Here is a 21,177-nt window from a genome sequence, read left to right as displayed (position 1 = left end):
CGGCCGGGTTCTTCTCCAGACTGCACGGACATCGGCCGCCCGGCGACCCCTTTGGTCAGGAGGCGTTCCGGGCATCCGGGTGTACGGGCGTCATGGGCGTACCGGCCGCAGCGTACCCTCCAGAACGCTTGCCCACTGCCGGATCACCCCGGATCGTCTGGCGCTGTCGTCGGTGAGCAGGTTGGCCAGTCCGAGACCGCGTGCCATGTCGAGGGTGGCCTGGACGGTTTCGCGTACGCCGGGCACGGTTTCGTCGGCTCCGAGGAAGTCCACGGCGGCCCGGTGGGCCTCGCGGCCGACGTGGCCCTCCAGCGCGACGATGCGCTCGCGCAGCGGCTCCTCGGTGGCGGCGGCGACCCACAGGTGCAGGGCCGCGCGGAACAGCGGACCGGTGTAGAGGCGCACGATCATGCCGACGACGGCCTCGGTGCGGGCGGGGCCGGCGGGCGGCAGCTCGTCCGCGTGGGCGCGGACGGCTGCCAGCCGCTCGGCGGTGACGTGCTCGACGGCCGCGGTGAAGAGGTCCTCGCGGGTCGGGAAGTGGTGCTGGGCCGCGCCGCGGGAGACGCCGGCGCGCTCGGCGACGACGCTGACGGTGGAGCCGTTCCAGCCGACCTCGGCGAGGCAGTCGACGGCCGCCGCCAGCAGCCGTTGCCGGGTGGCGCGGCTGCGGTCCTGCTGCGGGGTGCGGGCGGCGGGGTGGCTGGTCATCGTCGGCGGCTGGTCCTGTTCGTGCGGCGGCGCGGCGGGTCGATCCTCGCAGATCTCCGGGTACTGCCCGGTGGCAGGTGCGGTGGCGTGGTCCGCGGCAGGTCCGGCAGCCGCCCCGCGGGCCGGGGAGGGGTCAGCGGGCGGCCTCGCGGGCGCGCAGCTCGCGGCGGAGGATCTTGCCGGCGGGGGACTTCGGGACGGCGTCCAGGAACTCCACCGCGCGCACCTTCTTGTACGGCGCGACCTGCCCGGCCACGAAGGCGGCGACCTCCTCCTCGGTGAGCGTGCTGCCCGGGGCGCGCACCACGAAGGCCTTGGGGCGCTCGGTGCCCTCCGCGTCCGTCACGCCGATCACCGCCGCGTCGGCGATTCCGGGGTGGCTCAGCAGCAGCGCCTCCAGCTCCGCGGGGGCGACCTGGTACCCCTTGTACTTGATCAGCTCCTTCACCCGGTCGACGATGTACAGGTAGCCGCGTTCGTCGACGTACCCGACGTCGCCGGTGTGCAGCCAGCCGTCGGCGTCGACCGTGGCGGCCGTTTCGGAGGGGCGGCCGAAGTAGCCCCTCATCACCTGCGGGCCGCGGATCAGCAGCTCGCCCCGCTCGCCGGGGCCGAGGTCGGCGCGGGTGCCGTCGAGGGCGGTGACGCGCAGCTCGGTGGAGGGGACCATCCGGCCGACCGAGCCCGGCGAGGGGTCCGTCTCCGTCGGGGAGACGACGTGCGAGACGGGCGACAGCTCCGTCATGCCGTAGCCCTGGAGGACGCGCGGCAGGCCGAGCCGGCGGGCACAGGCGGCGGCCAGCTCGTTGTCCAGCGGGGCGGCCGCGCAGAGCAGGTACTCGACCGAGGAGAGGTCGAAGCGGTCGACGATCGGGTGCTTGGCGAGGGCGAGCGCGATCGGCGGGGCCACGATCAGGGCCTGGACGCGCTGCTCCTCGATCGTGCGGCAGAACTGCTCCAGGTCGAAGCGGGGCAGCACGACCACGGTGGCGCCGCACCGCAGCGGCTGGTTGAGCAGGGCGGCCAGGCCGTAGATGTGGAAGAAGGGCAGGACGGCGAGGATCCGCTCGCCCTCCTCCGGATGGTAGAGGGCGTCGGTCTGGGCCAGGTTGGTGGCGATCGAGCGGTGGGTGAGCATCACGCCCTTGGGCAGCCCGGTGGTGCCGCTGGAGTAGGGCAGCACCGCGATGTCGTGGCCGGGGTCGATGACGACGTCGGGCGCCGGGCCGGTGGCGGCGAGGAGGTCGGCCAGCGAGCGGTGGCCCTCGGCGCCGTCCAGCACGATCAGCTCGACCGGCGGGCAGCCCTCGGCGGCGAGCTGGCCGGCGGCCTGGCGGGCGGTGGCGAGGAACGGCGAGACGGTGACCAGCCAGCGGGCGCCGCTGTCGGCGAGCTGGCCGGCCAGCTCGCCGGGGGTGGCGAGGGAGGAGACGGTGGTGACGGTCGCGCCGGCCCGGGTGGCGCCGTAGAAGGCCATCGGGTAGCCGATCGTGTTGGGGCTGAACAACGCCACCACGTCGCCCTTGCGCACGCCCGCCTCGGCCAGTCCGGCGGCCACCCGCCGCACGGCCGCACCGAGCCGGGCGTGGCTGACCGTCTCCCCCGTGACACCGTCCACCAGGGCCGGCCGGTCGCCGTAGCGCTCGGCCGCGCCGAGCACCGCGTCATGGATCGGCAGGTCGACGATCGCGACGTCCGGGAACTCACTGCGGAACACCAAGGCGTGCCTCCAAATAGGTAGTTGACGCACGATCGGGTGCCCGGCGAAGGCGCTGGAGAGCGGCCGGCCGGGCGCGCGGGACAGGAGCATACGGACAGTCACGCGGTACTGCGCCAATGTGACGAACGATCGGGGAAGCGCGCGTGGCACGCTTGCCGCGTGCGGCGGGAAGACCGGACGGTGTGCGCATGGCCGCCCGCCCCCGAGCGCGGCCCTGACCAGGGAGCACCCCCACCGTGAGACGCACTGCCTTTCTGCCGTCCTCCCCCCGCCGGCTGATGACCGCCACCGCGGCGGCCGCCGCACTGACCTTCGGTGCCGCGCCGCTCGCCCTCGCCGCGCCGGGCGACAACGGCGACGTCAAGGTGCACGACAGCGCCACCTCGCCGGACAGCCGGAACGACGACCCGAAGGTCTGCCAGTTCTACCTGGACGCCTTCGACTTCGACACCGTCACGCTGGTCAACTGGACGGTCGAGCAGCAGCCGCCGACCGGCAACGCGCTGGTCCTGGCCGGGGCCCTGGCGCTGGCCGACGGCACCGGGAGGACGGCCGACTACAGCCTGCCGGACGGGCACTACCGGCTCAACTGGACGTTCGTAGGCGAGAACGGCAGTGCCAAGCACAAGGTGTTCGACGTTCAGTGCGCCTCCTCCTCCCCGTCACCCTCCGGATCGCCGTCGCCGAGCGGGTCACCCTCGCCGTCGGCCTCGCCCGGCCACTCCCCCGGCGGCCCGCCCAGCGGCTCGCCGAAGCCCGGCGGCGGGCCGCACGGCGGGGTCGGCACCGGCGGCGGCGGCACCTCCGGGCCCAACAGCGCGGAGATGCTCGGCGGCTCGGCGCTGATCGCCGCCGCGGCGTGGTTCGGTGTCCGCACGCTGCGCCGGCGCGCCGGACGCAATGCCGAGTCCTGACCGTCGGCACCGCCGCCCCGTGCGGCTCGGCCCCGGCCGTCTGACGGCCGGGGCCGTCGCCGTGGCGGTGGTCGCCGGGGTGTGGCTGGTGCAGGACGGCAGCGCGGACGGCGGCGGGCCGCCGCTGCCGCCCGCTCCGGCCGCCGCACCGGCTCCGGCCCCCGCGCCGGTGACGGCGGGCGGGCCGCCGTCACCGGTGCCCGTCCTGCCCGCGCACGCGCCGCTGCCCGTGTCGGCGCCCACCCGGATCAGGATTCCGTCGATCAAGGTCGACGCCCCGGTGGTCGGCCTCGGCCTGGACCCCGCCGAGCACCTCGCCAGCCCGCCGATGGACCAGCGCAACCTGGCCGGCTGGTACCGCGACGGCGTCACCCCCGGGGCGCAGGGCAACGCGATCACCGTCGGGCACGCCGACAACCGCACCGGGCCGGCCGTCTTCTACCGGCTGGGCCTGCTGCGCGCCGGCGACACCGTCGAGGTGGTCCGCAAGGACCGGCGCACTGCGGTGTTCACCATCGACCAGGTACGGGTGTTCGCCAAGAAGGACTTCCCCGACGCCCTGGTGTACGGCGCGACCGACCGGCCGGAGCTGCGGGTGATCACCTGCGGCGGCCGGTTCGACCGGCGCACCGGCTACGAGTCCAACACCGTGGTCTTCGCCCATCTCTCCTCCGTCAGGTGACCCGCGGCCGGCCGGCGGTCAGTAGGACTTGGGCAGGCCGAGGGTGTGCTGGGCCACGTAGTTGAGCACCATCTCCCGGCTGACCGGCGCCACCCGGCCGACCCGGGTGGCGGCGAGCAGGGTGGCCAGCCCGTACTCCTGGGTGAGCCCGTTGCCGCCGAGGGTCTGCACGGCCTGGTCGACGGTGCGGGCGGCGGCCTCGCCGGCCGCGTACTTGGCCATGTTGGCGGCCTCGCCGGCGGCGAGGTCGTCGCCCGCGTCGTAGAGCAGGCCTGCCTTCTGGGTCATCAGCCGGGCCAGTTCGATCTCCACCGCGCACTGGGCGAGCGGGTGGGCGAGGCCCTGGTGGGCACCGATCGGGGCCGACCAGACGGTGCGCTCCTTGGCGTAGCCGACGGCCTTGCCGAGAGCCTGGCGGGCGAGCCCGAGCGAGAAGGCGGCGGTCATGATCCGCTCGGGGTTGAGGCCCGCGAAGAGCTGGAGCAGCCCGGCGTTCTCGTCGCCGACCAGCGCCTCGGCGGGCAGCCGGACGTCGTCCAGGAAGACCTGGAACTGCTTCTCCGGGGCGACCAGCTCCATCGGGATCGGCCGGTACTCGAAGCCGGGGGTCTCGCGCGGGACGATGAAGAGAGCCGGCTTGAGCTTGCCGGTGCGCGCGTCGTCGGTGCGGGCGACGAACAGGACGGCGTCACAGTGGTCGATGCCGGAGACGAACACCTTGCGGCCGGTGAGCAGCCAGTCGTCACCGTCGCGGCGGGCGACGGTGGTGATGCGGTGGGAGTTGGAGCCGGCGTCGGGTTCGGTGATGCCGAAGGCCATCCTCCGAGTGCCGTCGGCCAGCCCGGGCAGCCACTGCCGCTTCTGCTCCTCGGTGCCGTAGCGGGCGATGACCGTGCCGCAGATCGCCGGCGAGACGATCAGCAGCAGCAACGGGCAGCCGGCGGTGCCGAGTTCCTCCAGGACGATGGCGAGGTCGGTGATGCCACCGCCCCCGCCGCCGTACTCGGCCGGCAGGTTGACGCCGAGGTAGCCGGCCTTGCCGGCGTCGGCCCAGAGTTCGTCGGCGGCCTCGCCGGCACGGGCCTTTCCGAGGTAGTACGCGGAGCCGTACCGGTGGCCGAGGCCGGCCACCGCGCTGCGCAGCGCCTGGCGTTCGGGGGTCTCGATCAGCGGGCTTCCGGGGGTGGTGGTGCGCGGTGCGGACATGCGGGGGTCCTTTCCGGGCGGGGGGGTTCGGCGCGGCTCTCAGGGCTTGGGCTGCACGACGGCGAGCAGGGTGCCGAGTTCGACCTGCTGGCCCGGGGTGGCGCGGAGTTCGGCGAGGACTCCGTCGGCCGGGGCGGTGACGCGGTGCTCCATCTTCATCGCCTCCAGCCAGAGCAGCGGCTGGCCGGCGGTGACGGTGTCGCCGACCGACGCGGCCGTGCGGACGACGGTGCCGGGCATCGGGGCGAGCAGGGCGCCCGGGTCGGTGTGGGCGGCGGGGTCGGGGAAGCGGTCCAGGACGGTGAGCACGGTGGAGCCGCCGGGGGTGTCGACGTACACGCGGTCGCCGTGGCGGGCCACGTCGAAGGTCCGGCGGACCGGCCCGGTGCGCAGGGTGACCTGCTCCGCCGAGGAGGACACCAGGGCCGCGTCGGGGTGGCCGTCGGCCTGCAGGCCGTCACGGGTCAGCCGGTAGCGGACCTCGAACTCGGCTCCGCCGGCGGCCCGGTAGCGCTTGACCTGCGGTTGGGAAGGCAGATTGCGCCACCCGGACGGTAGCGGGGTGCGGCGGGCCGCCGCGTCGGCCAGGGCCGCGGCGAGGGCGGCGATGGCCGTGTGTTCGCCGTCCGGGATGGTGAGTTCGGCCGCGTGCTCGGCCAGGAAGGCGGTGTGCAGGCGTCCGGCCAGGAAGTCCGGGTGCCGCAGCGACCGGACCAGCAACTCCCGGTTGGTGGCGGGCCCGTGGACGCGGGCCCGGGCGAGCGCGTCGGCCAGCTGCCGGGCGGCGGCCGACCGGGTCGGCGCCCAGGCGATCACCTTCGCCAGCATCGCGTCGTAGTGCGCGGTGATCTCTCCGCCGTTGGCGACGCCGGAGTCGAGCCGCAGGCCCGTCCGCCCCCGGCCGCCGAACTCGCTGTGCGGCGAGGTGAGTTCGAGGCGGTGGAGGGTGCCCGTCGCGGGCCGCCAGTCGTTGCCCGGGTCCTCGGCGTAGAGCCGGGCCTCGATCGCGCAGCCGACCGGCTCCGGTGCCCGCCCGGTCAACTTCTCGCCTTCGGCGACGGCGAGTTGGAGGGCGACCAGGTCGAGTCCGGTGACGGCCTCGGTCACCGGGTGCTCCACCTGGAGGCGGGTGTTCATCTCCAGGAACCAGAACCGGCCGTCCTCCGCCAGCAGGAACTCCGCCGTCCCCGCGCCGGCGTACCCGATCGCCTTCGCGGCCGTGACCGCGGCGGCGTGCAGCTCCTCGCGCAGCCGCGCGGAGAGGCCGGGCGCCGGCGCCTCCTCGATGACTTTCTGGTGCCGCCGCTGCAGCGAGCAGTCCCGGTCGCCGACCGCCCAGACGGTGCCGTGGGCGTCGGCGAGCAGCTGGACCTCGACGTGCCGGCCGGTGGGCAGGAAACGTTCGCAGAACACCTCGTCGGAGCCGAAGTTCTTCGCCGCCTCGGCGCGGGCGGCGGCGAGCTGTCCGGCCAGCTCGTCCAGCCGGCGGACCACCCGCATGCCGCGCCCGCCGCCGCCGGCGGCCGCCTTGACCAGCAACGGCAGGTCGGCGGCGACGGGGTCGGTGACGGCGTCCAGCACGGGGACGCCGGCGGCGGCCATCAGACGTTTGGCGGCGGTCTTGGAGCCCATCGCGGCGATGGCAGCCGGGGGCGGGCCGACCCAGGTGAGGCCGGCGTCCCGGACGGCCCGGGCGAACTCGGCGCTCTCGGAGAGGAAGCCGTAGCCCGGGTGCACGGCGTCCGCCCCGGCGGCCAGCGCGGCCCGGACGATCAGGTCGCCGCGCAGGTAGGTGTCGGCGGGCGCCGCGCCGGGCAGGCGGACGGCGGCGTCGGCCTCCCGCACGTGCGGGGCGTCGGCGTCCGGGTCGGAGTGGACGGCGGTGGTGGCGATGCCCAGGCTCCGGCAGGTGCGGAAGACCCGGCGGGCGATCTCGCCGCGGTTGGCGACCAGCAGGTTGGTGATCAGCATGGGGAACCCCTCACATCCGGAAGACGCCGTAGCCGCGCGCGCCCTCGACCGGCGCGTTGTGGATCGCGGAGAGGCAGAGGCCGAGCACCGTCCGGGTGTCGCGCGGGTCGATCACCCCGTCGTCGTAGAGCCGGCCGGAGAGGAAGACCGGCAGCGACTCCGCCTCGATCTGCTGCTCGACCATCGCCCTGATCGCGGCGTCCGCGTCCTCGTCGTAGGGCTGTCCCTTGGCCGCGGCGGACTGCCGGGCCACGATCGAGAGCACACCGGCCAGTTGCTGCGGTCCCATCACCGCCGACTTGGCGCTCGGCCAGGCGAACAGGAACCGCGGCTCGTACGCCCGCCCGCACATGCCGTAGTGGCCGGCCCCGTAGGAGGCGCCCATCAGGACGGAGATGTGCGGCACCCTGGAGTTGGCGACGGCGTTGATCATCATCGCGCCGTGCTTGATGATGCCGCCCTGCTCGTAGTCCTTGCCGACCATGTAGCCGGTGGTGTTGTGCAGGAACAGCAGCGGGGTGTCCCGCTGGTTGGCCAACTGGATGAACTGGGCGGCCTTCTGGGACTCCTGGCTGAACAGCACGCCCTGCGCGTTGGCGAGGATGCCGACCGGGTACCCGTGCAGGCTCGCCCAGCCGGTGGCGAGGCTGGAGCCGTAGAGCGGCTTGAACTCGTCGAAGTCCGAGCCGTCGACGATCCGGGCGATCACCTCGCGCGGGTCGAACGGCACCTTGAGGTCGCCGGGGACGATGCCGAGCAGCTCCTCCTCGTCGTACTTCGGCGGCGCGGCGGCCGCGTCCGGACCGGGGCCCGGCTTGCGGTGGTTGAGCCGGGCGACGATCCGGCGGGCCAGGCGCAGCGCGTCCGGCTCGTCCACGGCGAAGTGGTCGGCCAGGCCGGAGGTGCGGGCGTGCATCCCGGCGCCGCCGAGCGACTCGTCGTCGGACTCCTCACCGGTGGCCATCTTCACCAGCGGCGGCCCGCCCAGGAAGACCTTGGCCCGCTCCTTCACCATCACGGTGTGGTCGGACATCCCCGGTACGTACGCGCCGCCGGCCGTGGAGTTGCCGAACACGACCGCCACGGTGGGGATCCCCGCCGCGGAGAGCCGGGTGAGGTCGCGGAAGAGGGCGCCGCCGGGGATGAAGATCTCCTTCTGGCTGGGCAGGTCGGCGCCGCCCGACTCGACCAGGTTGACCAGCGGAAGGCGGTTGGTGAGGGCGATCTCGTTGGCGCGCAGGGCCTTGCGCAGCGTCCACGGGTTGCTGGCGCCGCCGCGTACGGTGGGGTCGTTGGCGGTGATCACGCACTCGACGCCCTCGATCACGCCGATTCCGGTGACCAGCGCCGCACCGACCGGGTAGTCACTGCCCCAGGCGGCGAGCGGGGAGAGTTCGAGGAACGGCGAGTCCTGGTCGATCAGCAGCTCGATCCGCTCGCGCGGCAGCAGCTTGCCGCGGCCGCGGTGCCGTTCGACGTACTTGGGACCGCCGCCGGCCAGTGCCTTGGCGTGTTCCCCGGCGAGGTTCTCCAGCTTCGCGAGCATCGCGGCCCGGTGCTCGGCGTGGTCGGCGCCGGCCGGGTCGAGGCGGGTGGGCAGGACGGTCACAGCAGCGCCTCCGGGATGTCGAGGTGGCGGGAGCGCAGCCACTCCCCCAGTGCCTTGGCCTGTGGGTCGAACCGGTGCTGGGCGGCGACGCCCTCGCCGAGCAGGCCGGTGAGGGTGAAGTTGACGGCGCGGAGGTTGGGGAGCAGATGCCGGGCGATGGGCAACCCGGCTGCTTCGGGGAGGAGTTGCCGGAGACGCTCGGTGGTGAGGGTGTGCACGAGCCAGCGCCAGCCGGCGTCGTCGCGGGCCCAGACGCCGAGGTTGGCGTCCCCGCCCTTGTCACCGCTGCGGGCGCCGGCCACCAGGCCGAGCGGGGCACGGCGGGTCGGGCCTGCGGGGAGCGGGTCGGGGAGGTCCGGCTCGGGCGGCTCGCCGTCCGGGCCCTTGCCCGCCGGCACCGGCGGGACGGCGATCCGGCGGCCGTCGGGCAGCACGGCGGTGTGCCCGATCGCCGCGGCATCGATGTGGGCGGCGGTGAACACCCCGTACGGCGCGCCCGGCCCGGGCGGGGCGGTGAGGTGGAATCCCGGGTAGCCCGCCAGGCCCAACTCGACCGCGGCCCTGCCGAGTTCGCGGCCGACCTTGGCCGGGTCACGGTCCCGGGCGGTGAGCCGCAGCAGCGCCGAGGCGGTCTCCTCGGTGGCGGCGTCGGGGTGGTCGGTCCGGGCGAGCGTCCAGCGCAGCTCGGCGGGGCGGTCCTGCGGCGACAGGGCGTCCTCCAACTGCCGCCGCACCAGGGCTGCCTTGGCCTCGATGTCGAGCCCGGTGAGGACGAAGACCACCTCGTTGCGGTGGCCGCCGAGCCGGTTCAGCCCGACCTTGAGGGTCGGCGGCGGCGCCTCCCCGCGCACCCCGTCGATCCGGACCCGGTCGGGCCCCTCCTGGGTGAGCCGGACGCTGTCCAGGCGGGCGGTCACGTCCGGGCCCAGGTAGCGCGCTCCGCCGGTCTCGTAGAGGAGTTGGGCGGTGACGGTGCCCGTGGTGACGGCCCCTCCGGTGCCCGGGTGCTTGGTGATGACGCTGGAACCGTCGGCGTACAGCTCGGCGACCGGGAAGCCCGGCCGGGTGACGTCGTGCTCGCCGAAGAACGCGTAGTTGCCGCCGGTCGCCTGCGCACCGCACTCCAGGACGTGCCCGGCCACGACGGACCCGGCCAGCGCGTCCAACTCGTGGGAACCCCAGCCGAAATGGGCGATCGCCGGGCCCGCGACCAGCGCCGCGTCGGTCACCCGGCCGGTGACCACGATGTCCGCCCCGCCCCCGAGGCACTCGGCGATCCCGAATGCGCCCAGGTAGGCATTGGCGGCCAACAGCCCCTCAGGCAGCCCGAGTTCGGCCCTGCGCGGCAGCAGGTCGTCGCCCTCGACGTGCGCGACGGCGGGCGCCAGACCCTGCCGCTTCGCCAACTCCCCTATCGCCTCGGCGAGTCGGGCCGGGTTGAGCCCGCCCGCGTTGACGACGATCCGCACCCCGCGCTCCAGCGCCAGACCTAGGCACTCCTCCATCTGCCGGAGGAAGGTCTTCGCATAGCCGAGGGCGGGATCCCTGAGCCGGTCCCTGGCCAGGATCAGCATGGTGAGCTCGGCCAGGTAGTCCCCGGTCAGCACATCCAGCGGCCCGCCCGTCAGCATCTCCCGGACCGCCGAGAAGCGGTCCCCGTAGAAGCCCGACGCATTCCCGACCCGCAACACCGCACGCGACCCCACAGGCACGCCTCCCCTACCGGTGGCCACAACCTTGCCGTCGCGCAGCAGCGTGGCACCGGGGCGAAAAAAAAGCAATCATGCCTGCTTGTTTTTGCGCGATTGACCACCCCGCTCCCGTCGGCGCTGACGGCGGGCTTGGGGCGCGACGGGTGGTCTGCACGCAGAAAGTGCCTTCCGGCCGGTACGCCTGGGGCCTTGGACAAGCCACGTCGTTGCAGCTCAGACGGTACCCTCGCTTTTCCGGTCATGATCCGGACGCGGCCCCGGGTGGAACGCACAGCTCAGTCGCCGAGGATCCGCTCCCACACCAGCCCGTCCCGCCAGCTCCCATCGAGGAATATCGAGGAGTGCGCGACGCCGTACGGGTTGAACCCGTTGCGGCGCAGCGCCCGCTGCGACGGCAGGTTCTCCAGATTGGTGGACGCCTCGGCGCGGTGCAATCCGAGTTCGTCCGTCATCACCCGGAGTACAAGCCCGACGGCCCGCCCGGCGTGCCCTTGATTCTGGGCGACGCTGGCGATCCAGTATCCGACGGAGCCGCGGCGCAGGTGCAGTTGCGGCAGGATGCCTCCGACGGTGACCTGGCCGATCACCTGGTCATCGGCCAGCACCACGCCCGGCCAGACCGCGCCGGCCCGATACCCGGCCAGAAGCCTGTCGATCCGCTCCGCCTGGCCCTCAGGGGTGAAGAAGGCAGCCGGCTGGGCCGGTTCCCACGGCCGAAAAGCCTCGAAGTCCCGCACCCGATGCGCAGCGATGGGGGCGGCGTCAGTGGGCTCGATCAGGCGGATCCTGGTGGTGCTGTGGATGCGCTGGTCCTCGTCGCGGTTGCGTCGGATGAAACGGCCAGCCTGGGCAACTGTCCTCGCGCCGCCGGGCCCTACGCCTGCCCGCAGCACGCAGAAAGCGCCTTCCGCTCGGACCGGCAGAATCTCTCGACAGAGTTCATCGTCCTAGCCCGGAAGGCACTTTCGCACTTCCCTATGCTTCCGGCCCCATCTCAACCGAAACGGCGGGGCCAAGGGTTGTGCCGTAACTGATCTTCGCATGAGAGTGGTTGGCCGGGATTGGACCCTGGGGTCCCATCCCTTTGGGAGGCACGGCCCTCGGTTCACCCCTGCGACCGCACGACACGGCAGCGGAAGGCGAGGGGCGTAGTCCCGGCAACGTGCGACCCACCCGCCCAGGGAGATGAGCAGGGCCGCTGCTATCGTGCGCTGATGTCAACGATCAAGCAGTTCCAAGTGACCTTCGACTGCGCGGATCCTGCGCGTCTCGCCGGCTTTTGGTGCGAGGTGCTGGGGTACGTCGTACCTCCGGTCCCGACGGGGTTCGCCACTTGGGAGGACTACCATCGCTCACTGCCGCCTGAGGATCAGGTTATCTACTTCGCGTGCAGTGATCCCTCGGGTGTGGGCCCGCGCGTGCTCTTCCAGCGCGTTCCCGAAGGGAAGGTCGTCAAGAACCGGCTGCATCTTGACGTGCGGGCCGGTATCGGGCTCGTGGGTGAGGAGCGGCTGGCCACGCTTGAAGCCGAATGCGCACGGCTGGTCGCGCTTGGCGCGGTACATGTGCGAACGATGCACGCCGATGGCAAGAACGAGTCCTGCATCGTGATGCAGGACATTGAGGGCAACGAGTTCTGTCTCGCCTGAGGATCCTCCGACTCGGCGAGGTAGGTAGCCGTCTCCCATAGACCCCTTCGGTCTTGTATGCGGCGGGAGTTATCCCGTGAGAGCAAGGTTGTGCAGCCGGGCGATCCCGCGGATGGCGTGGTGGACGCCGTGGCCTTTTTTGAGACGGCAGTCACGCAGGATCTTCCAGGTCTTCATGCGGGCGAAGGCGTGCTCGACGCGGGAGCGGACTCGCTTGTGGGACTTGTTGTGCGCCTGCTTCCGGTCGGGCAGTTCATCGCCCTTGCGACGCCGATGGGGCATGAGGAGTCCGGTGCCGGGGTAGCCACCGTCGGCGATCGTTGTGGTCTGTCCGGCCGACGGCGGCCCTCGCGCCGGATTCTGCCCACGCCTCGCAGTCATTGCGATTGCCCGGCAGAGGGCGGCCCATCACGACGACCAGGGGTTGTCCCGTAACTGACTTCCGAGATCGCCGCCCGGGTTCTGCCGACGGTCGGCCGCCAGGACGATCGAGGGGTGGCTCTCGTGGGGGATCGTGATCGTGCACGTGGGCGATGCACTGCCGTCGGGGTTTGGCGAGGGTGGGGTCATGCCGATCACACGTCTCGCCCTCCCGCTCGGTGACACCGAGCGTCCCGTCCCCGTCTGGGCTCTCCGACTCGCCAAAGCCCTCCCGTTCGTGGTGCTGCCACACTGCCTCTGGCGGCTGCCGTTCGCCGCCGACTTCCGGATGGGAATGGTCGACCCGGCGGCGCCAGCTGCTCCCTGGTGGACGCCGTTCTACGTCGTCGGGCTCAGTCTGCTCACCGAGGCGCTGGCGCTGCTCAGCACCGGCCTGGTCAGCGGGTGGGGCGAGGTGGTACCGCGCTGGGTGCCGTTCCTCGGCGGCCGGCGGGTGGCTCCGTTCGCCGCGGTGGTCCCAGCGGCCTTGGGCGGCCTGGCCCTGGTGGCGATGTTCGACCTCTACCCGCTCGCCTGGGCGGGCGTCCTGCCCGAGGGCGGGTTCAGCAACGGATGGTGGATGGCCCTGGCCCGTGTGTGCATCACGCCGGCAATGCTGTGGGGGCCGATCGTGCTGGCCCTGGCCTGGGCCTACTACCGACGCCGCCGACCCGCCTGATGGGTTCGCCGGTCCAGACCGGCCGAGCCCGGATGGCTCCGTTCACGCGAGCCGGCGCAGGGTTGGGCAGCGTGATTCGCCGCGCGGCACAGTGGCCGCGGTCGCCCGGCTCCCGGCAAAGGAGGGGTGAGATGATCTTGCGGTGGCTGGTGTGATCACGGCGGTGGAGCCGTCCTGGATAGCCCCGTTCACCGGGCTGAGTCCGCGCGACTTCCGCAAGCTGTTGACCGTGTTGCGCCGCGAGGGCGCCGACACGGTGCGTCCGGGCCGGCCGTGGAGCCTGCCACTGGACGACCGCGTCCTGCTGGTCGCGGCTTACTGGCGGATGAACCTGACACTGCGGCAGCTCGCGCCGCTGTTCGGCGTATCCAAGTCGGCGGCCGACCGGATCACCGACCACGTGGGCCCGCTGCTCGCGCCCAAGCCCCGCCGCCGCTTCGCCAAGGACACCGTGCTGATCGTGGACGGGACCCTGGTGCCCACCCGCGACCACACGGTCGCCGAGCAGTCGAAGAACTACCGCTACTCCACCAACCACCAGGTCGTCATCGACGCCCACACCCGCCTGGTCGTCGCGGTCGGCACACCTCTGCCGGGCAACCGCAACGACTGCAAGGCATGGGAGGAGTCCGGCGCCAAGGCCGCCGTCGGCAGAACCACCACGATCGCCGACGGCGGCTACCCCGGAACCGGCCTGGTCATCCCGCACCGCCGACCCCGAGGCGGAGAGCTGACCGACTGGCAGGAAGAGCACAACCACGACCACAAGCGAGTTCGCGCGCGCGTCGAGCACGCCTTTCGCCCGAATGGAGACCTGGAAAATCCTGCGCGACTGCCGACTCAAGGGCGACGGCGTCCACCACGCCATGCTCGGCATCGCGCGCTTGCACAACCTCCTCCAGGCCGCATAGGCGGGCGCGTCCAAGGGCCACCCAGCCCTGCCCCGAATCCCTCAAAGATCAATTACGGGACAGCCCTCGGGCGGCTGTCGGCGTCGATGACAACCTGGTGGTTGGTGGAGTACCGGTAGTTCTTCGACTGCTCGGCGACCGTGTGGTCGCGGGTGGGCACCAGGGTGCCATCCACGATGAGCACGGCGTCCTTCGCGAAACGCTGTCGAGGCTGGAGAGCGAACAGGGGACCGAGCTGGTTGATGATGCGGTCTGCAGCCGACGTGGATACGCCGAACAATGGGGCGAGTTGGCGCATCGTCACGTTCGTGCGCCAGTAAGCCGTGACCAATAGCAGCCGGTCTTCCAAGGGCAGGCCCCATGGCCGCCCCCGGCGGACCGTGCCAGCTTCCTTGCGCCGCAGTACGGTCACCAGCTTGCGTAACTGGCGCGAGCCGAGCCCTGTGAACGGGACCTATCCAGGACGACTCCGACGCCGTGATCACACTACTGAAGTTGAATTCGTGATGTCGGTCTGCAGGTCCTGAAGCCGGATCCGCTCCCGCGCGGCCCTCTCGGCGTCGGTCGAACCGCCGCCCTGCGCATACCTCACAGTCCAGGGCCACCGACAGCATCTGCCGGTTGTCAGGCGAACGGCACCGACTCCACCCAATCAAGTTGACCGCATGTCACTCTCCACGACGGCGCTTGTAGTACGCGTACGTCAGAGCCAGGAGAAGAGGGCCCCACAGAATCAGCGGGAGAGTGGCCGCTGCCGCGAGGGCCTTCCACCAGCCGTTGGAGTACTCGACGAGGGGGACCCCGCCGATGTGGAGAAAGGCGAGCGGCAGTGGGTCCCACAGCGCGATGAGTGCCAGACCGCCCAAGGCGGCCGGAACGATCGCTGCGAGCGGTGGAATACGTCGGCCGCCGATGATCGGGATCCAGGAAGGAGCGACTTCGCCCCATCCGGCCACCAGGCCGAAGCAGAGATAGGCGAGCCCCTCGGAGAGAAGGCTGAGCCCGAAGACGTAGAGGATCACCCACCAGTGCCACGTCTTGTGGACGGCGTAGACCTGGCCCATCTCGAAGTCGAACGCGAACGGCAGACGCCAGAGGCACGATGGCAAGACAGCCAGGGGTATGACCTGGGCGGAGCGGATGGCCCACCTGGGGACCGGCTGCGCGGTGTCACCGACCGTCGGGGACGGATGAAGCGTCTTGAATCGCATGGGCCGATCTTCCTTGCCCGGCGGGCGCAGGGGATCGGCCTGAAGTAGTGTCCGACGGTCACCCTCGCGAGGGGCATCGAGTCCTCCGCTGGAAGGGCGGCCGCGGCTCCGGGCGAGCTTCGGTGGCAGGGATGGCTGCTACGAGCCGGGCGAACGGCTGCTTCGCCGGCACCAGCCTTACCCCGGAAGGCTGACCGACATCACGCTCGCCGCTGTCGGTGCGGCGTCATCGCTGCCGCATTGAGCCGTGACACGGCCACCAACCGCCACTCATGGCCGCCGACTTGAGGCCCAACGTCTCACCTGGCTTCCACGCTGTGCGGGTCCGCCACCTGGCCAAGCCGTGCCGGGTCTCTGTTGCGGGTGTCATGATCCGGAGGAATTGTCAAATCCTGTGGACTGACCCGACAGCCCAATGGCCGGTCGATCAAGCAAGCGGCTTGCGGTAACGGACGTACTCGTTCTGCCGCCGGAACCCCACACTCTCGTAAAGGTCGTAGGACCGGTGCGGATTTGCCGTGCCCGTGAACAGCCGAGCGGTCGTTGCACCCTGCTCGCGAAGGCTCCGCAGGCCGTCCAGCAGCAGGACCCGGCCGATTCCGAGGCGTCGCTGGTCCGTCCGGACACTCAGCTCTTCCACCTCGCCCACGGTGTGGTCGTGACGGTGGATGGAGCAGAGGGCGACGCCGACCATGTCCTGCCCGTTCCAGGCAGCCCTCCAGCATGCCGGGTCGGCGGTGCCGACGAAGTCCTGGAAAGGCCATCTCTGAGTGAAACCGGGGTCCGCGTACGAATCGACGACCGTCCTCCAGGCTGCACGGTAGTGGCTTGTCCCGATCGGCCCTGTCCGTATCCCGGCTGGCAGTTCGCTGCCCGGCTCGGGCACCTGCTGCAGATCGCCCAGCTCCAGCTCGACCAGGCTGAAGACACGTCGGTAGCCGGCTGCGCGCAGAAGTGCCGTGGCGTCCTGTTCGGAGGCCATGGCGTTCGCGCCGATCACTGCCGTCCGCGCCGTTCCATGCTGTTTGACGAGCTGGCGGATCCGCTCTTCGGCCCAGCTCAGCATGGCTGAGCCGATGCCCTGGCCGCGATGCTCGGGCAAGAGGTAGCCGCGGTGCAGGTACAGCCACGTATCGTCCCGCTCTTGCCACCACCGGATCGTCGAGTAGCCGACGACGCTCCCGTCGAGCACCACCAGGATCTGGTTCTTGGACGGCTCCTCCAACTTGGCGGAAGCTTCGGCGATCTCGGCCGCTGTCGGGAGCCCTTCCACAACCGAATGGACATCGACCCGGTCCCGTTCAACACACCCCAGCCGCACCGCGGCCATGGCGCCGTGGTCTTCGTCGCCGCGATACGGCCGGAACCCGAAGCCGACCGGAAGGTCCTGTCCTGCCGTGCCATCCAACATGACCGGATGTTCTCGAACTTCGAGGCAGGTCCGCCACCCTATTCACGCCGCGGTCGTCTGCGGCCGTTCAACGAGCTGGCCGCGTTCGAAGCGGGCCCCGGCGCGGACGAGGGCAACGAGGTGGGGTGCATTCACGGCTCGCCAGCGGGCCTGGGCGGACTCGACGAGCTTGAAGACCATCGCCAGGGCGGCGGCCCCGGTTCCGGCGCCCTTGGTGACCTTGGTCCGCAGACGGACGGTCGCGAAGGTCGACTAGATGACCAGAAGTCGATCAATCGGGAAGGTACGCCGTTCGCGTCCAACCCGAGGCCGATCCACAGGTCATGAGCATTGCTCCATAATCTCGCTCGTGGACGAGGTCATGAGTGTTCTGAGGCAGGAGTTCGAAGCGGAGGAAGGAAGCTTCCTGCTTCGGCTGCGGGGTGATCTGGAATGGGATCGGGCGGCCTTCACGCGCCTGGAGCAGGCAATGCGCGCAGCGTGCGAACAACTCCAGGGAGATCGGAAGCTTGATCGCTGGGTCGTCGAGGGGTTCTACGAGGTGGCAACCTGGGTTCCTTCTTGGACCGCACACCCGAACTTCCCGAGACCGGTGCCCAACAGCTACTACGAGGACTGCATGGAGCGTCTCGGCGATCTCGCAGACTGGTTCTTCCGCGGGTGGCACGACCATCCGAATGTGCATTCATGGGTCGACCTCTGAAGCCGCTGTCAGTCAGGCCGCCTCCAGCTCCCGTTCGATGGAGGTGAGTCGGTTTCTCAGCCGACAGCTGGGGCCGTTGAGGGAGAGGGATCCGGCCGGACGGCGAAGCGGCGCTTACGAGGCATCCCCCCGGTCCGGGGTTCAGCATCTCCGCAACCACCACGGCTGGGACGGGTCGCCGTAGGAGTCCACGATCGTGCGGGAGCAGTAGAGCTCGTCAAGAGGATGCACCCGTCGCCCGAGCTCCCCCGACGCGCCTGGCGGTAGCCCGCACAGAGCCTGCTCCAGCAGCTCTCGTGGGTGAGCCTCAGAGGGGCAGCACGCCTCGACTCCGCAGCCGCGGGGCTGCACGTCTGTCAGCCTGCGGGCCGGCCCGTGAACGGTGGCGGCCCACCGCGTCATCGCGTCGGCGATGGCCCCTGGCCACAGATGTGCGTCCTCGAACCTGGCGATCTCGCTCTGTGTGCGCGCCGAGACCCCGGAAACGGTCGTCCTGCCCTGCTCCGGGCGGAGCCTGCGCGACAGCTTGGCGCGCACCTGCCCTGGCGGTCTACGCGCCATGGGCCTTTCGTCGGTTCGTCATGGCCGACATCCTCCCAGAGGGCGGCCGCATCGATCAATGCGGCCCCATCCGTCCGGCCTGTCCTCGCTCACCGGTCAGACGCCCGGCCTTTCGTGAGCCCCCGTCGAGAGGGCGCAAGCCACGCATCGCCGCGGGCCGAAGACCATCCGTGGACTCCCGCCGTCCGTGAAGCGGTGTGGCAGCACCGGGCGCCGGGCGCGTGTGCGCCGAGCCGGGCGCCGGGCGCGCGAAGCACCGCCCGAACTCCCGTTCGCGGCGGCCGAGTCCGGATCCGTGCTGCACAGCACCGCCGAGCCCGACGTGTTCGTCGCGGAGACCGACACCGTCTTCGACGGGGACGGCGGCTGGGCGGCGGCCCGGTGCGCCTGCGCCTCCACGGCGGGTGGCGGCGTCAGCGCAGCGGCAGGGCCATCTCCAGCAGGCGGCTGCTCGGGTCCAGCTCGTAAGGCTCGTCGAGGCCGGTGAGCTCGAAACCGCGGCGGCGGTAGAAGGCCGTCGCCCTGGGGTTCTGCTCGTGCACCCGCAGCAGGAGGCGCTCCGCCCCGACCTCGGTCCGGGCCCAGGCCAGGACGGCGTCCAACAGGGCGTCCGTCACGCCGAGTCGGCGGCCCCGGTACGCCGGGTCGGTCCAGACGCCCACCAGCAGCGCCGCCTCCGGCTCGGGGGTGAAGGAGATCATCGTGCCGACCCACCGGCCGTCCGGGGCCACCGCCGCGAACCCCGCGCTCCCGTCCGCGCTGACCCGGGCCACCCGTGAACGCCACTCGTCCTCGTCGTGGCCGAGCGCCGTCTCGTGCGTCTCCATGAATGCCATCGGCGCGTCCAGCAACTGTGCGAGCCGCACCTCGCGCATCCGCTCCCAGTCCCCGGGGCCGATGCGCTCCACGCGGTAGTCCATGTGCGCCTCCCTCCGTTGTGCGTGCTCACGTGATCACCGAGACCGCAGCAGCATAGGGCGGTGCGGCCGGCCCCGGCCGCCCGGGGCCTCCGACGGGGTCTCGGCCGAGCGAGCCGTCAGGAACGGTTCGTCGAGCGGGGCTGGACCGACGGAATCCGCTGGGTGAAGAACAGTGCGACGAGCCCGATGAGGGCCAGCACGGCCAGCGCGGCGCGAAGGCCGTCGAGCCTCGCGGCGGCGTTCGCGTCGAGCGCGGCCCGGCTCACCTCCGGGCTCACGCCCGCGGTGTCGAGGGCGGACTGCAGCTGGGCGTCCGACAGGAAGGGGACACCGCTCTCCAGCTCCACGACCGCCTGGGCACCGACCTCGGCCGGCACGGCCGGGTTCTGTTCGACGGCGGTCAGGAAGGAGGACGTGAGCGCCGCGATCAGGATCGATCCGGCCAGCGCGGTGCCGATGGAGGAGCCGAGGTTCATCACGGCGTTCTGGACACCGCCGACCTCCGCACTCCGTTCGTCCGGTACGGCGGACACGGTGACCGCTCCCAGCTGGGACGCCAGCGCTCCCATCCCGAGCCCGATGAGCAGCAGCGGGATGGTGACGATCTCCGCTCCCGCGTCCGCGTCGAGCGCGGCCAGCAGCACCACCGCGCCGACGAGCAACGAGAGGACACCGAGCCGGACCACCCGCCGCGGCGAGACGTCCGGAAGACAGCGCGGGATCAGGATCGCCGCGGCCAGCAGTGTCAGCGACAGCGGCAGGATGCGCGCGCCGGTCTGGAGCGCGGAGAGACCGAGGGCGACCGACAGGTAGAGCGGCACCACGAAGAACACGCCCATCTGGACGAGGTACTGGAAGAAGAACATCGTCAGACCGCCGGTGAGCTGCCGGTTCCGCAGCATCGCCGGGTCCACCAACGGTTCCCTGCCCCGCTCGACGAGGTGGGCCTCCCAGCGCAGGAAGAGCCAGATCAGGAGCAGACCGGAGAGCATCAGCCAGACGACCAGGGAGACCCCCAGCCAGGCCGGGGCGTCGGGCTTCGGCCGGAACCAGCCCCACTCGTCCGAACGGAGCACGCCGTAGACGAAGAGCCCCAGCCCGAGGGCGGAGAGCACCGCGCCGACGAGGTCGATGCGCGGCTGCTCGCCGTGCGGCGCGTCCGCGATGCGGCGGGCGAGGACGAGGATCCCGAGGACGATCGCGACCTCACCGGCGAAGACCCATCGCCAGGAGAAGTACGTCGTGGCCACACCGCCGATGAGCGGCCCGACCGCGATCGCCACCGCTCCTGCCGCCGTGACGAGCCCGTAGGCGGCGGGCCGCCGTTCCACGGCGAAGTTGCCGGCGACCAGCGCCACGATCGCAGGCATGATGAGCGCCGCCCCGACCCCTTCGAGGAACGACCAGCCGAGCAGGAGCACGGGCAGGCTCGGGGCGAGTGCGGTCGTCAGGGATCCGCATCCGTAGACGACACAGCCGATCAGGAACGCCCGCTTGTGGCCGATGAGCGCGCCGACCTTGCCCCCGGGGATCATCAGCATCGCCATCACGAGCGTGTAGGCCGTGATGGCCCCCTGGATCCCGGTCACGGTCGTGTCGACGTCCTCGGCGACGGTCGCGATGGAGACGTTCATCACCGAGCTGTCGAGGGTCATCAGAAACTGACCGGCCGCGAGCGTGAGCAGGACGAGTCCTGCTCTGGCCGTCGGACCGGGAGTGCCTGTGCTGGGTGCCATAGCCGCCATGGTCCCGTCGGCCCCGGCAGCCCCGGCCGACGGATCTCCGACCCGCCACGGATGTCAGCCGGTTGGCGGCGCTCGGCGGCCCGGCTCCCCCGCGGCCGCCGGGCCCACCGCCGGGCGCGTGGCGGCGCGCGGGCGCCGGTGCGCAGGCGCCGCAGGCCCGGCGACAGGGCGCGGGGTGCATACGGGGCGGTTTGTTCTTAAGGTCGGTATGCGGGGTTGCGGGAGCACACCCCGCACACCGAACCCCAACGATGCGGTCCGGACACCGATCCCGGCCCCCGTCCCCCGAGCCCCGGCGCCCCACCCCGGCCGGACGGACAGCGGACGCGGCCCACCCCGGCGCGACACGCGCCGCCGTTGCCGCCGTTTCCGTCGGCGCGGACTCCCACAGCCCCCGTGACGGTCCTGACCAGACGAATCGAGTCCCCATGTCCTCACCCGC

The 21,177-nt window shown here is 71.7% G+C and carries 16 protein-coding genes and 4 pseudogenes; 6 read left to right on the top strand and 14 right to left on the bottom strand.

The window, feature by feature from the left end; genetic code table 11:
• Nucleotides 1–90: 90 nt before the first annotated feature.
• Together ACZ3YO_RS23840 and ACZ3YO_RS23835 are read right to left on the bottom strand one after the other, a co-directional pair.
• Entirely contained in the window at nt 91–711 is a 621-nt protein-coding gene (locus ACZ3YO_RS23840; protein ID WP_465554215.1) for a TetR/AcrR family transcriptional regulator, read from the bottom strand.
• A gap of 133 nt (nt 712–844) precedes the next feature.
• Nucleotides 845–2,431 (bottom strand): 4-coumarate--CoA ligase family protein, encoded by a 1,587-nt coding sequence (locus ACZ3YO_RS23835; RefSeq protein ID WP_465572622.1) that lies wholly within the window; start codon nt 2,429–2,431, stop codon nt 845–847.
• 236 nt (nt 2,432–2,667) lie between these two features.
• Between ACZ3YO_RS23835 and ACZ3YO_RS23830 the strand changes: the two genes are divergently transcribed.
• Nucleotides 2,668–3,345, top strand: a complete 678-nt coding sequence (locus ACZ3YO_RS23830) for a hypothetical protein (protein WP_465572619.1) — start codon at nt 2,668–2,670, stop codon at nt 3,343–3,345.
• A 19-nt stretch (nt 3,346–3,364) separates the two neighbouring features.
• Nucleotides 3,365–4,027 carry a class F sortase gene (locus ACZ3YO_RS23825; RefSeq protein WP_465572617.1) on the top strand — a complete coding sequence of 221 codons (663 nt, stop codon included), beginning with the start codon at nt 3,365–3,367 and terminating at the stop codon, nt 4,025–4,027.
• An 18-nt stretch (nt 4,028–4,045) separates the two neighbouring features.
• Here the strand turns inward: ACZ3YO_RS23825 and ACZ3YO_RS23820 are convergent, their stop codons facing one another.
• The 5 genes from ACZ3YO_RS23820 to ACZ3YO_RS23800 form a co-directional block, all read right to left on the bottom strand.
• Nucleotides 4,046–5,233, bottom strand: coding sequence for an acyl-CoA dehydrogenase family protein (locus ACZ3YO_RS23820; protein ID WP_465554221.1), 1,188 nt, complete (start codon nt 5,231–5,233; stop codon nt 4,046–4,048).
• Between the two features lie 39 nt (nt 5,234–5,272).
• A complete protein-coding gene (locus ACZ3YO_RS23815; protein ID WP_465572614.1) occupies nt 5,273–7,204 on the bottom strand; it encodes an acetyl/propionyl/methylcrotonyl-CoA carboxylase subunit alpha in 1,932 nt (643 codons plus the stop codon).
• Between the two features lie 10 nt (nt 7,205–7,214).
• Nucleotides 7,215–8,813: an acyl-CoA carboxylase subunit beta gene (locus ACZ3YO_RS23810; RefSeq protein WP_465572611.1), complete on the bottom strand. Its 1,599-nt coding sequence runs from the start codon at nt 8,811–8,813 to the stop codon at nt 7,215–7,217.
• The gene (locus ACZ3YO_RS23805; protein WP_465572608.1) at nt 8,810–10,519 is read right to left on the bottom strand and encodes an acyclic terpene utilization AtuA family protein; all 1,710 of its coding nucleotides are present in this window, start codon (nt 10,517–10,519) and stop codon (nt 8,810–8,812) included. The genes ACZ3YO_RS23810 and ACZ3YO_RS23805 overlap by 4 nt, the downstream gene beginning before the upstream one ends.
• 281 nt (nt 10,520–10,800) lie before the next feature.
• Nucleotides 10,801–11,328 carry a GNAT family N-acetyltransferase gene (locus tag ACZ3YO_RS23800; protein ID WP_465572808.1) on the bottom strand — a complete coding sequence of 176 codons (528 nt, stop codon included), beginning with the start codon at nt 11,326–11,328 and terminating at the stop codon, nt 10,801–10,803.
• A gap of 411 nt (nt 11,329–11,739) precedes the next feature.
• Here ACZ3YO_RS23800 and ACZ3YO_RS23795 point away from each other — a divergent pair, with 411 nt between their 5' ends.
• On the top strand, nt 11,740–12,174 hold the full coding sequence (locus ACZ3YO_RS23795; protein WP_465572605.1) for a VOC family protein: 435 nt from the start codon (nt 11,740–11,742) through the stop codon (nt 12,172–12,174).
• A gap of 69 nt (nt 12,175–12,243) precedes the next feature.
• Here ACZ3YO_RS23795 and ACZ3YO_RS23790 read toward each other — a convergent pair.
• Nucleotides 12,244–12,595, bottom strand: a pseudogene (locus ACZ3YO_RS23790) (transposase family protein); the annotation flags it as partial.
• A 147-nt stretch (nt 12,596–12,742) separates the two neighbouring features.
• On the opposite strand from ACZ3YO_RS23790, the gene ACZ3YO_RS23785 reads away from it, so the two are divergent.
• Together ACZ3YO_RS23785 and ACZ3YO_RS23780 are read left to right on the top strand one after the other, a co-directional pair.
• The gene (locus tag ACZ3YO_RS23785; RefSeq protein ID WP_465572602.1) at nt 12,743–13,273 is read left to right on the top strand and encodes a hypothetical protein; all 531 of its coding nucleotides are present in this window, start codon (nt 12,743–12,745) and stop codon (nt 13,271–13,273) included.
• 142 nt (nt 13,274–13,415) lie between these two features.
• A pseudogene (locus ACZ3YO_RS23780) lies at nt 13,416–14,184 on the top strand (transposase).
• A gap of 70 nt (nt 14,185–14,254) precedes the next feature.
• Here ACZ3YO_RS23780 and ACZ3YO_RS23775 read toward each other — a convergent pair.
• From ACZ3YO_RS23775 to ACZ3YO_RS23760, 4 genes and pseudogenes are all read right to left on the bottom strand, one after another.
• A pseudogene (locus tag ACZ3YO_RS23775) lies at nt 14,255–14,669 on the bottom strand (transposase family protein); the annotation flags it as partial.
• 183 nt (nt 14,670–14,852) lie between these two features.
• Complete coding sequence (locus ACZ3YO_RS23770) at nt 14,853–15,293, bottom strand: hypothetical protein (protein WP_465572599.1); 441 nt, start codon at nt 15,291–15,293, stop codon at nt 14,853–14,855.
• 529 nt (nt 15,294–15,822) lie between these two features.
• Nucleotides 15,823–16,806: a GNAT family N-acetyltransferase gene (locus ACZ3YO_RS23765; protein ID WP_465572596.1), complete on the bottom strand. Its 984-nt coding sequence runs from the start codon at nt 16,804–16,806 to the stop codon at nt 15,823–15,825.
• 42 nt (nt 16,807–16,848) lie between these two features.
• Nucleotides 16,849–17,058: pseudogene (locus ACZ3YO_RS23760) on the bottom strand (IS256 family transposase); the annotation flags it as partial.
• A 97-nt stretch (nt 17,059–17,155) separates the two neighbouring features.
• On the opposite strand from ACZ3YO_RS23760, the gene ACZ3YO_RS23755 reads away from it, so the two are divergent.
• Nucleotides 17,156–17,509, top strand: coding sequence for a hypothetical protein (locus ACZ3YO_RS23755; protein ID WP_465572594.1), 354 nt, complete (start codon nt 17,156–17,158; stop codon nt 17,507–17,509).
• Between the two features lie 974 nt (nt 17,510–18,483).
• Here the strand turns inward: ACZ3YO_RS23755 and ACZ3YO_RS23750 are convergent.
• Nucleotides 18,484–18,990, bottom strand: a complete 507-nt coding sequence (locus ACZ3YO_RS23750; RefSeq protein WP_465572591.1) for a GNAT family N-acetyltransferase — start codon at nt 18,988–18,990, stop codon at nt 18,484–18,486.
• Between the two features lie 116 nt (nt 18,991–19,106).
• The gene (locus ACZ3YO_RS23745; RefSeq protein WP_465572589.1) at nt 19,107–20,726 is read right to left on the bottom strand and encodes an MFS transporter; all 1,620 of its coding nucleotides are present in this window, start codon (nt 20,724–20,726) and stop codon (nt 19,107–19,109) included.
• Between the last annotated feature and the right edge of the window lie 451 nt (nt 20,727–21,177).

Source organism: Kitasatospora sp. NPDC022785, assembly GCF_055561295.1.
This window is presented reverse-complemented; position numbering and strand designations above follow the sequence as displayed.